The sequence below is a fragment of the Methanobrevibacter sp. genome (assembly GCF_045636185.1).
Lineage (GTDB): Archaea > Methanobacteriota > Methanobacteria > Methanobacteriales > Methanobacteriaceae > Methanocatella.
Genome location: NZ_JAZTXC010000077.1, coordinates 1 through 11,353, shown reverse-complemented (window position 1 = coordinate 11,353; position 11,353 = coordinate 1). Strand labels below are relative to the sequence as shown.

At 31.3% G+C, this 11,353-nt stretch carries 11 protein-coding genes; 6 read left to right on the top strand and 5 right to left on the bottom strand.

The annotated features are described in order from the left end of the window. Positions 1-430 (bottom strand): hypothetical protein (locus tag ACKI3Q_RS04720; RefSeq protein WP_407414772.1); only part of this gene is annotated, 430 nt, incomplete at its 3' end. A 115-nt stretch (positions 431-545) separates the two neighbouring features. Between ACKI3Q_RS04720 and priS the strand changes: the two genes are divergently transcribed. Together priS and ACKI3Q_RS04710 are read left to right on the top strand one after the other, a co-directional pair. Then, entirely contained in the window at positions 546-1,520 is a 975-nt protein-coding gene (priS, locus tag ACKI3Q_RS04715; protein WP_407414770.1) for a DNA primase catalytic subunit PriS, read from the top strand. After that, complete coding sequence (locus tag ACKI3Q_RS04710; protein WP_407414768.1) at positions 1,504-1,779, top strand: hypothetical protein; 276 nt, start codon at positions 1,504-1,506, stop codon at positions 1,777-1,779. The genes priS and ACKI3Q_RS04710 overlap by 17 nt, the downstream gene beginning before the upstream one ends. Before the next feature lie 153 nt (positions 1,780-1,932). Here the strand turns inward: ACKI3Q_RS04710 and ACKI3Q_RS04705 are convergent, their stop codons facing one another. From ACKI3Q_RS04705 to cofH, 4 genes are all read right to left on the bottom strand, one after another. Continuing rightward, positions 1,933-5,049: a hypothetical protein gene (locus tag ACKI3Q_RS04705; RefSeq protein ID WP_407414766.1), complete on the bottom strand. Its 3,117-nt coding sequence runs from the start codon at positions 5,047-5,049 to the stop codon at positions 1,933-1,935. Positions 5,050-5,328: 279 nt separating this feature from the next. After that, the gene (locus tag ACKI3Q_RS04700) at positions 5,329-6,177 is read right to left on the bottom strand and encodes a tetratricopeptide repeat protein (protein WP_407414764.1); all 849 of its coding nucleotides are present in this window, start codon (positions 6,175-6,177) and stop codon (positions 5,329-5,331) included. A 68-nt stretch (positions 6,178-6,245) separates the two neighbouring features. Next, positions 6,246-6,815, bottom strand: a complete 570-nt coding sequence (locus tag ACKI3Q_RS04695; protein WP_407414762.1) for a thymidylate kinase — start codon at positions 6,813-6,815, stop codon at positions 6,246-6,248. An 80-nt stretch (positions 6,816-6,895) separates the two neighbouring features. After that, a complete protein-coding gene (gene cofH, locus ACKI3Q_RS04690; protein WP_407414760.1) occupies positions 6,896-8,017 on the bottom strand; it encodes a 5-amino-6-(D-ribitylamino)uracil--L-tyrosine 4-hydroxyphenyl transferase CofH in 1,122 nt (373 codons plus the stop codon). A gap of 104 nt (positions 8,018-8,121) precedes the next feature. Between cofH and comD the strand changes: the two genes are divergently transcribed. From comD to ACKI3Q_RS04670, 4 genes are all read left to right on the top strand, one after another. After that, entirely contained in the window at positions 8,122-8,613 is a 492-nt protein-coding gene (comD, locus tag ACKI3Q_RS04685) for a sulfopyruvate decarboxylase subunit alpha (protein ID WP_407414758.1), read from the top strand. A 4-nt stretch (positions 8,614-8,617) separates the two neighbouring features. Beyond that, positions 8,618-9,151, top strand: coding sequence for a sulfopyruvate decarboxylase subunit beta (gene comE, locus ACKI3Q_RS04680; RefSeq protein WP_407414756.1), 534 nt, complete (start codon positions 8,618-8,620; stop codon positions 9,149-9,151). 213 nt (positions 9,152-9,364) lie between these two features. Continuing rightward, positions 9,365-9,940: a helix-turn-helix domain-containing protein gene (locus ACKI3Q_RS04675; RefSeq protein WP_407414754.1), complete on the top strand. Its 576-nt coding sequence runs from the start codon at positions 9,365-9,367 to the stop codon at positions 9,938-9,940. 168 nt (positions 9,941-10,108) lie between these two features. Next, positions 10,109-11,353, top strand: a 1,245-nt coding sequence (locus ACKI3Q_RS04670; RefSeq protein WP_407414752.1) for an AMP-binding protein, incomplete at its 3' end; no start/stop codon positions are given.

The window sequence follows — 11,353 nt, the reverse complement described above, 5'->3', positions numbered from 1 at the left end:
AATCAAAACCAGGAATATTCAATTTAGACCAATCAATTTTAGACAAAATATCAGAAACATTCAAACTAGAAGAATCAAAACCAGGAATATTCAAACTAGAAGGATCAAAACCAGAAATATTCAATTTAGACCAATCAATTTTAGACAAAATATCAGAAACATTCAAATCAGCAATATTAGAACTAGAAGAATCAGAACCATAAATATCCAAACTAGAACTATCATCATTATCAATATCTGATTGCACGTTTATGCCAGACATATCAGACAAATTATTATCACTCAAAACATTTTCATTATCATCAGCCAAAGCTAATGAGTCCCCAGTTTCATCATCAATAGTTTGGTTCACATCAGCACTTGCAGATACTGATGAAACTGAAACAATTAATAATAAAAGACAAATAATAAATAAAAAATTCTTTTTCATATTCTTACCTTCATTTATTTGACTTAATTATATAATCTATAAATTCTTTATATAAATAATTTAAAAAATCACACTTCACTAAATAATAAATACTTGGATAAAAATAATTCATATTATGTTTTCAAAAGCTACCATGAAGGAAAGGCGCCAATATTATCGTGAGGAATGGAGTGAAAAAGACCTTCCTGAATTCATTAGAGACGGAATTAAAAAACGTGAATTTGGTTTTGACCATAACGGAAGAGGTCCTAATGACAGATATAAAACTTTCAGAGGAACAGAGTCTTTAAGAAAATTCCTTAGATATAAAGCACCTTTTGCAGCATATATTTCAGTAGCTTTTTATAATAATCCTAGAAGACGTGAAGACTGGCAAAAGGCCGAATATATCTTTGATGTTGATGCTAAAGATATTCCAATAAGGTCATGCAACTGCGACAGCGTTTGTGAAGTTTGCTTAGGTGAAGCCCTGGATATTGTTAATTCATTAATAGATACTCTGGACGGAGATTTGGGTCTTAACAACATCCATTTAATCTATTCTGGCAGAGGATACCACATCAGGATTTTAGATGAAGAGATGATGCTTGCCAGCAGTGAACTTAGATCTGAAGTATTAAAGTATGTTGCAGGAGCCGAAGTCCCTAAATCTCAATTCATTAATACGGATATTTCAAACAAAGCTTTTAACTTTGAGCATTTCTCAATTCCAATCGGCTATTCCAAGATTTTTACAGACAAAATGAAATACAATCTCCAGCATTTAACCGGCCAGGAGGAAATTGATGGAATTAATCCTAAATTAATGAAAGATATACTTAAAGCCAGACATCATTTGGATAATGATGAATGGGGCTATTTCAAAAGAGATATTGGTCCCAGACGATATAAAAATCTAGTCGAAGCCATGGCTCATGTCAATCTAGCGACCATTGATGCTAAAGTTTCCATTGACTTGAAAAGGATTTTAAGGCTCCCATCTTCCCTTCACTCAAAGGTAAGTATGAAATGTATGGAAGTTAAAAACAGAGAAACCTTTGATCCTTTCGATGATGCTGTTCCAAAATTTGTTTATGAAAGAAGTGATTAGTATGGATAATGTTTTAAGACAGATTTTACGTGAAAATCAGTTTTTTGAAGAAATGAATGAAAATAGATTTGTTCCTGAATATTTAGGATTAATTGTTAATGGAGTTGTTATTTATAATGTTAACTGGGTTGATATTGTAGATAAGGAACTTGTTTTAATGAATAAGGATATTCAAACTCATCCCATTGCTTCATTAATGCTGGAAAATCTTAATTCACTGATGATTATTACAGACAGTGGTATTAAAGAAGTATTATAGAAAGAAAAAGAAATACTGCTTCCAAAAAAAATATAATAATATTAAAAAGTTTCTTTTTTGTTAAATAACTTTTTTAAAAAAAATAGTTTTAGACAGACCATTTATCGGATTTTAAACTAAAATTCCAACTTTTAAATCTGTCTAATCTTAATATTATTCTACAACATCTAAGAATTCAGGGTTATCTGAAACAATCAACCATCTGGAATCAAAGGACTCGAACTTGTAAAAAGCTGAGCAATCTTTCATAAATGAAAATAATGATGCAGTTTGATTAGCATTATTATGATTAGTAATTATCGCGTCAATTAACAATTTGAAAACAGATTCTTTAAAAAAGAAAACAGAACCATCCAACATACGGTTACCGTCAAATATTCCTTCAAATACCAAATCATTAATTTCATCATTGAAATAAACAATATTACCTTCAAACATCATATTATTTTTAAACAACCCATAAATAGCTGATTTAATTACTTTTCCATTTGCTTGAATTGCTCCACAATCACCATATGCATCATTATCTATTATTGTTACATTCATAGTTGAATTAATTATATCCTTATTAAAGTAGAGAACAGCTAAATTTGATACAGTATTGTTTTTATATAAACCAGCGATTGTAGAATTTATTACATTGCTGTTAAAGTAAATGATACTTGCGGACATAGTATTTTCAAAGGTTCCGTTAATAATGGATTTGATAACTTCACCATTAATGTATAATGCTCCACCATAAGATAGAGAATTGAATTTACTGGAAAAGATACTATCAATAGTAGAATTAACTAAACTACCGCCAATATAAATTCCATTACCATATGCATAATTTACAATGTTACCTATGAAAGCGGCTTTGATAACTGAATTGATAACATCACCATTAAATGAAATTGCACCACCATTACTATCACATCTTCCATTTATAAAAGTTAAACCGGTAATATTAATACTATCCACGTTAACATTAAATATTCTGCCTTTAAATTCAGCATCAAATATTATATCACCACTAGTCCAGTTTAAAATGTTTATATGTTTATTAATATCTATATTAATGTTATTTTTACCTGTATAACTTCCAGGTGCAATATGTATAAATCCACCATCATCAACATTATCAAGAGCTTTTTTAAATGAAGAAAACGGATTATTTGCAGAACCGTCACCTTTAATATCATTGCCTTCAGCAGAACTAACATATACATCATCAAATACAAAATTATGGAATGTATATGTGAAAGTATATTTATCCCAATTAACACTTAAAGTACCGTTACCAGCACTTATTGCAGAGTATGTGAAATTTTCATATAAAGATACATTAGTTTTATCCAAATTAGCATTGACTGATGATATAGATATATTATTTAATATATTTTCAATTGGAATAATGAAATCTCCATCAAAATCCTTGACTTCTTTTGAAGAAGAATCATAGGCGGAAAACTTTAAGTGTGTTGTAAAATTTTGAACTGCTCCATCAGGAATATCTGCATCTAAAAACAGCCACTGTTTAACATCCCATAATTTGGAGTTCATATAATTATCCCTTGTACTACCGAGCCAATTATTAATTGTTTTTACGGAATTCGCACTAGCGAAAGAGTTAAAATGACTATAAAAACTAGCAAACTCATCTAGAATAATAGAATTTGATATAGTGAATCTGTCATCACCCAAACCCGTAATAAATGCAGAAGTAAACCCATTTATTGAATAAAATGCACGGTTATTTTTCATGAAAATTCCTGTAATATTAACATCATAAATATGTTTGTCTGTTTTAAATAAATAAAGTTTATAGTTATTGTAAACTGCATAACATTTTATATTAGAATTAACCATGGAATCTTGAGAATGAATTAAACAGCCTGTAAAATCATCTCCAGTATTATTATAAAAAACACAATCAAAATTAACACCATTAAAACCCTTTATAAAATTAATGACACCCTTTGCTGCAACAACATTATTTATGAAAGTAGCATTGATAAAACTATCTTTAAGGCAATTATAGAAATTTAAAATAGTGGAAACTCCATTTTTAAAAGTCAAACCGGATATACTGCATGAGTCCACATGAAACCGAAACAATGAATTTTTACCTTCGCCGTCAAAAATCACATCACCAGAAGTCCAATTAATAAAACTCAATTTTTTGTAAATATCTAAATTAGTATTGTTAATTCCAGTATATACACCAGGAGCTATAAGAATAAGAGCACCCTCGTTTGCAACATCAATTGCTTCGTTTAATGTTTTAAATGGTGCATTGACTGATCCATCACCTGAAGCAAATATGCTCCCATTAACATAATAACATGCTTGAGGAATTATACTTGAATAAAATTTAATTAAATTACTTTTTCCATTATATGCTCTATCAACAGGATTCAAGGAAATAAAATTAGAAAATGTGAATGTAGAATTATCATAACGATTTTCATCAAAGACAACAGAAGTGTCAATTCCTACAATTTTATTACCATTTAAAAAACCTTTAATATCAACATTATATATTTCTTCCATTTTAAAGAAATTATTCCAAATAGTATTATCAAAAGCATTACAGGTTATATGGGAATTTTTAAAGGAACCGCCCCATGCATAGATAAGTGAACCTCCGTATATTCCACCAGTATTATTAATAAAAGTACAATCAAAATTAACACGGTCAATATCACAATTAGAAGTAATAACACCACAGAAGGACATTACATTATTAATAAAAGTTGCATTAATGAAACTATTTTTAAGACCATTTTCAAAAAGCAAAAGACCACCAGGTAAAATACGATCATGCGTTGAATTAAAGCCAATTCCATTTTTAAAGGTCAAACCAGATATATTGAATGAATCAACGGAAAATCTGAACATTGAATTTTTACCTTCACCATCAAAAATTACATCTCCGTTTTTCCAGTTTATCAGATTTAACTTTTTATCTATATCTAAATTAACATTATTTTCTCCTTTATACACACCTGGCGCTATATAAATCGTGTCACCATCCTGTGCATTATCAATTGCCTCTTTCAATGTTTTATAAGTATGATCAGAGCCATTATCTGAAACAGACATATTTCCATCAACATACCAATAATTAACGCTTGAATCTAAACATACATCATCCACATTATCTGCCAATAAACATACATCATCATTGACCGATACATCATTGCTTATTTCTTCAGCACTAACCGCAGAAATAGCGGAAATGGCAAAAATGAAAATGAATAAAATTATTCCATATCTAATATTCAAATTATTCACCTCTACAAATTTTCATTCATATGAAACTTAATAAAGTACATAACCCCATATAAATATTTTCGCAAGCAAATACTTGCTTACAGATTAACAAAAAGCAACAAAATCTTTGATTAAAAAAATAAATGTTAAAATAAGTTTATACCATGAATAAAAGAAAAATTGTAGAATTGAAATAGGAAGACCACTTCTCTATTCCAATTCATTTTTAAAAGGAGAGATGAAAAAAACAAGGTAGAATTGGGAATCGAACCCAACAAAGAATTTCTACCATTATTTTAATTTTTCTATCATCAGCAGTAATTCAGGATTTAAATTGAATGCCTCACTGAAGCATTCCTGTGCATGTTCAAACATTTTTAACTTATTGTACAGCATACCTTTCATCAAGTATGGAAATGGATCATATGGATTTAATTTGATAGCCTTGTTGACAAATTCAAAAGCTTCTTCTTTTCGTCCCAGTTCCAATAATGCCTGAGCCTTTAAAAGTATAATCTGTAATGTTCCATCATCCTTTAAATTAATGATTCTTTCACAAACCTCTTTTAATTTTTCTTTATCTTCCAAATCTTCATAAACAATGGTTAATGTTGCAAAAACATCCAAATTTGTCGGATCCAACTCAATTACTTTTTCAGCATATTCCAGAGCTTCATCTATCCGGTCCAATTGAATACAACAAAATATTAGATTGGTATAATCTTCAATATCAGCCTTTTCAATTTCAATCAATTGTTGTATATATCCATAGCATTTTTCATGTTCCTGCCTAATATATGAACCGTAAGACAAATGTTTAAGGATTATATCATTTTCAGGATCCAATTCCAGAGTTTTTACAAGATATTCATCTGCCTTTTCTTCATCATCCAAATGCATATAGCATGTTGCAATAACAGTATAAGCTTTGATTTTTTCATTTTTTGAACAATCTTTAACATATACTTTTAGGGTTGTAATAGCTTGTGAGTATTTTCCAAGTTCAATTAATGCATTTGCTTTTCTAAAAAGTAGTGATGAGGCTTTTTCAGGATTTTGTAAAATTATTTCATCAATTAATTTTATTGCCTCTTCATAATTTTTTTCTTCTTCGTAATGGTCTAGTAATTCTTCGCACATATATTAATATTATATTTTTATTACATATATAAGTTGTGTTTAAAGTATTAAAAAAATAATATCAATAATTAATCACATTGGGTACACCTAGTTATAATCTGTTGATTAATTTCCTCAATAGACTGATTTCCATCAATAACGTTCCAGTTATACGTAAATTTTTTGGAATTTTCTCTATTTTTGGTAAGGGATTCTATATTTTCAAACATTTCGAGTTCATCATCCCTTGAACCGATTCTTCTTAAGGATTCCTCAGGAGTAACATCTAAAAAAAACATTGTATCCGAAGTTGGAAGTACAGCGCAAACAATCTTATAAGTAATGGTATTTACAACACGGGGAAGATACATCACTGCCAAAACATATCGTGAAAAAATTAAAACATCTATCCTATCATCATGAGAGTATTTGCGAACAGACCTGATTGCATCCAATCCAAAATATATAGTAGCTTTTATATGATTGAATTTGCCTGTTTTATGAAGTGCTTGTCGGGATTTACGTCCATACTTATTGTCATCACAGGGATGTGAACGTACAACAACATTTTTCCCTTTATTTCTGTAATACTGTGCAAGTAAATCTATTTGTGTATCCTTTCCAGACCCGTCAAGTCCGTCAATTACTATGAATTTCATGTTATGTCACTGTAAATTAAATTATTGATGATGTAAATTAATACATCATAAGATAAACTACTTTTATTTTTAGAGCTTTGTTAATATTTGACAGGATAAAATTCGGTATATTTGGAGTTTCTCTCCTTTGGGTTTCTTCCAAGATTTTTAACCATGTTTACTAAAGTTTCAATTGAAGCATCAACACCATCAGGAGCACCGGACGCTTCTGACAATTCATCTCCACCTAAAGTACCGCCCAAATCATTGGCACCTGCAGTGAGAACAACTTGAGCAAATCTGAAACCCATTTTGACCCAGGAAACCTGAAGGTTAGGAATTAAATCTCTCAACATTAATCTGGAAACTGCATATAACTTTAAATCTTCTGTACCTGTAGCACCTAAGTTTTTCTGGCCTTCCAGAAATATCGGAGAGTATTCATGCATAAATGTCATTGGAATAAACTCAGTGAAACCATGTGTTTCCTCCTGCAATTTACGGATGATATCTATATGCTCAACACGCTCTTCCAAGGTTTCCACATGTCCGTACATAATGGTAGCAGAACCTGGAATGCCTGCTTCATGAGCAGTTCTAACGGCATCAACCCATTCGCTTACGCTAACCTTTTCAGGACAGATTATTTCTCTGGAACGGTCCGTTAAAATTTCGGCCGCAGTTCCAGGCAAGGTATCAAGTCCGGCAGATTTCAATCTCTCACATGCTTCAGCCATATCAATGCCTGATGCAATGGCCGCATCATTAATCATTGTTGGTGAAAAACCATGAATCATTACATTCGGAAATTCTCCCTTGAGCAAATGCAATAAATGCTCATAATATTCAATGTCCGCATCCGGATGTACGCCACCCATAAGGGTAAATTCACGGGCACCATTATCAACCGCCCCCTGAGCTTTGGCTAAAATAGCTTCATCATCTAATATATATGCATCAGGGTCATCCGCATCCTTTCCAAAAGCACAAAATCCACATCTAACAGTACAAATGTTTGTGAAGTTAATATTACAGTTATTAATGAATGTAACATCATTTCCAACAATTTCGCTACGCAAATAATCTGCAGTAGCCATCAAAGGGTAAAAATCAGCTCCCCTAATATTCATCAAATGATTGGCTTCTTCGACAGAAATCATTTCATCCAAAGATTTAGTCAAAATCTTTTCTGTTTTTGAAGAAACCGGTAGTTTATCAAACATGAATATAAATAAGTAAATAATTTAATATATATGTTACTATCTAACATTAATTAGGAAAATGAAGTAAACAAAATATGTTAAAATTAAAATTAAAAGATGATAACATGGATAGTACAGAAGCTGTATATAATGGGCTAAAGGATGCTGGGATTGACTTTATTGTAAGTGTTCCTTGCGTTAACTTATCTAGATTATTGGAAATGATTGATGAAGATGAGGATATAATTCATGTGCCTGTAACAAGAGAGGAAGAAGGAATAGGAATATGTGCCGGAGCTTATCTCGGAGGCAAAAAAACTGCAATACTGATGCAGAATTCAGGACTTGGAAACTCAATAAATGCATTAAAGTCATTGACAGAATTGTATAAATTCCCTCTTCTAATGATAATGAGCCATAGGGGAACTGAAGGGGAAAATATATGTGGACAAGTCCCTATGGGTGAATCAACACCATTAATTCTGGAAGCAATGGGTTATAACTTTTTTAAACCTGCCACACCTGAAGGGGCATATGAGGCCATAAGAGAATCATGGGAATTAAGCTTGGAACAGGGAAAACCTGTTTCAACATTATTGGAAATCAAATATTGGTGATAAAATGAAAAGAAGAGATGCTTTAGAAAAAATAATCGGATTAATAGATGATGAACTGATTGTCTGCAATATCGGATTTCCTTCAAGAGAATTATATGACATATATGACAGGGATGAAACATTCTATATGATTGGATCAATGGGGCTTGCTTCATCAATCGGCCTTGGATTAGCTTTATCAAAACCAAATAGGGATGTTGTCGTTATTGATGGAGACGGAGCCCTGCTAATGAATATGGGTTCACTCGTAACTGTCAATGCATGGAATCCAAGAAATTTAACATGGATTGTAATCAACAATGGTGCATACGGCTCAACAGGTAATCAGGAAACCTATGCCAAAGATTTGAATCTATCAGAAATTGCTTCAAGTGTTGGCTTGAAAAGCTATAAATTCGAGGAAATTGACTTGAAAGAAATAATAAAAGATGATGAATGTAATTTTGTAGAATTTAACTGCAAGCCAGGCAATTCCAAAGCACCAATCATTGAAATGACCCCAGAATTTATAAAAGAAAGGTTTATGAAAATTATTTAAACTGAATTTAATTCAAAATTAAATAATGGGCATAATATTCAAAGAGTTTTTAAAGTTATTTCCTATTTCACTAGAAAGAATAAACAAAAAAAATCAACTAGCTTACAAACAGACTCATTCATTTAAAATTTACAAAGTATTTATATAAATTAAAAAATATATTATACTTATACTAAAAATTTTAGTATTTTATAAAAGTAAAAAAGTGATATAATGGAAAAAAATGAAGAATTTGCTTCTAAAATGAAAAGTATTAGAGAAAGACAAGATATGACTATTGAAGAACTAGCAGAAGCCAGTGGCGTTAAACTGGAAGTTTTAAAAGCTATGGAAAATGGAGACGTTATTCCATCCCTTACCCCATTGACAAAAATGGCCAGAGCACTTGGAGTCAGACTTGGAACATTTTTAGATGACACTCCACAAATCGGACCTGTTGTAACAAGAGGCGGAAAAACAGACCATTCACTATATTTCTCAGGTAGAGAAGATGTTACAAATGCAACCAATCTAGAATATCACGCATTGGGTGCAGGAAAAATAGACAGAAACATAGATCCTTTCATGATTGAAATTGAATATGAAGAAGGAGAAAAAGAATTATCTTCACACGAAGGAGAAGAATTTATTTATGTATTGGAAGGAGAAATTGAAGTTATCTATGGAAAAGACACTTTTGTAATCGGTGAAGGCGACACTATTTTCTATGATTCAGTAGTTCCACATCACTTACATGCAACCGGTAAAAAGAATTCTAAAATATTAGCAGTATTATACACACCATATTAAAATTAAGGAGCGTTGGATTAAAATGTTTAAAATAAATATAGATAAAGAAATTGGAAACAAGAATTTTAGATATTTTAAGCCAGACTTGCGCTTGAGATTGAATTAGGAGTAGAATTCAGAAAATAGCTTTTTTACAAAATTAATTATATTATTAAAAAAGGTGTGAAAATGAGTGAATTATTTACAGAACTTCCTATAGGAAAGTTTTTTGAAACTCAAGTTGAAAAACAACCAGATCATGAGTTTATAGTTTATCCTGACAGGAATTTAAGATTTACATATAAGGAATTTAATGAAAGAGTTGACAATATTGCAAAAGGATTTTTAGCACTAGGTATTGGAAAAGGAGACCGTGTTGGAATATGGGCCAAAAATGTCCCTGAATGGTTAACATACATGTTTGCAACAGCAAGAATCGGCGCAACAATCGTAACCGTTAATACAGCTTATCAGTCTCATGAATTGGAATATGTTTTAGGACAATCCGAAATGAAAGCTATTGCAATGACTGACGGATTTAGAGACACAAGCTATTTTGACATTATCCATGAACTCGTGCCTGAACTAAAAAACAGTGCAAGAGGTAGTTTAAACAGTAAAAAATTCCCATATCTAAAGTACATTTTCCATGTAGGTCAAGAAAAACATCGCGGAATGTACAATACTAACGAATTGATGTTGCTTGGTATGAATTACGATGATGAAGAATTTCAAAAAGCAAAAGATGATGTTTCACAATATGATGTTATAAATATGCAATATACCAGCGGTACTGAAGGTTTTCCTAAAGGTGTAATGCTTACAAGCAGAAACATCCTTAATGATGGATATTATATTGGAGAAAATATGAATTATACCGAAAAAGACAGATTACTTCTCCAGGTACCTTTATTCCATTGTTTTGGTACTGTTTTAGGTGTAATGGCAGTTATTACACATGGTTCTACCATGGTTGTGCTTGAAGAATATGATCCTCTTCTTGCAATTTCATCAATCCAAAAAGAAAAATGTACATCAATCTATGGTGTTCCTACAATGTTTATTGGAATGATGAACCATCCGATGTTTGATATGTTTGATATGAGTTCCTTGCGTACCGGCATTATGGCAGGTTCAACTTGTCCTGTTGAAACAATGAAAGATGCCATTGAAAAAATGAATATGAAAGAGATTACCAGTGTATATGGCCTTACTGAAGCAGGTCCTGGTTTTACACAAACCAATGCAGCAGACTCATTCGAGAAAAAAATCAATACTGTAGGTAGAAAATTGCCTAATATTGAAGTTAAAATTGTTGATCCTGAAACCGGTGAAGAACTAGGTCCGGGTGAGACCGGAGAAATCATGTGCAGAGGTTTCAATGTTATGAAAGGTTATTATAATATGCCTGAAAAAACTGCTGAAACCATTGAG

Bases quoted from the DNA above. Each gene is read 5' to 3' on its own strand.
- ACKI3Q_RS04710 (WP_407414768.1), top strand. From the start codon at position 1,504: ATGAAAGAAGTGATTAGTATGGATAATGTTTTAAGACAGATTTTACGT.
- comE (WP_407414756.1), top strand. From the start codon at position 8,618: ATGAAAAGAAGAGATGCTTTAGAAAAAATAATCGGATTAATAGATGAT.
- ACKI3Q_RS04695 (WP_407414762.1), bottom strand. From the start codon at position 6,815: ATGAAATTCATAGTAATTGACGGACTTGACGGGTCTGGAAAGGATACA.
- ACKI3Q_RS04700 (WP_407414764.1), bottom strand. From the start codon at position 6,177: ATGTGCGAAGAATTACTAGACCATTACGAAGAAGAAAAAAATTATGAA.
- cofH (WP_407414760.1), bottom strand. From the start codon at position 8,017: ATGTTTGATAAACTACCGGTTTCTTCAAAAACAGAAAAGATTTTGACT.
- comD (WP_407414758.1), top strand. From the start codon at position 8,122: ATGGATAGTACAGAAGCTGTATATAATGGGCTAAAGGATGCTGGGATT.
- priS (WP_407414770.1), top strand. From the start codon at position 546: ATGTTTTCAAAAGCTACCATGAAGGAAAGGCGCCAATATTATCGTGAG.
- ACKI3Q_RS04675 (WP_407414754.1), top strand. From the start codon at position 9,365: ATGGAAAAAAATGAAGAATTTGCTTCTAAAATGAAAAGTATTAGAGAA.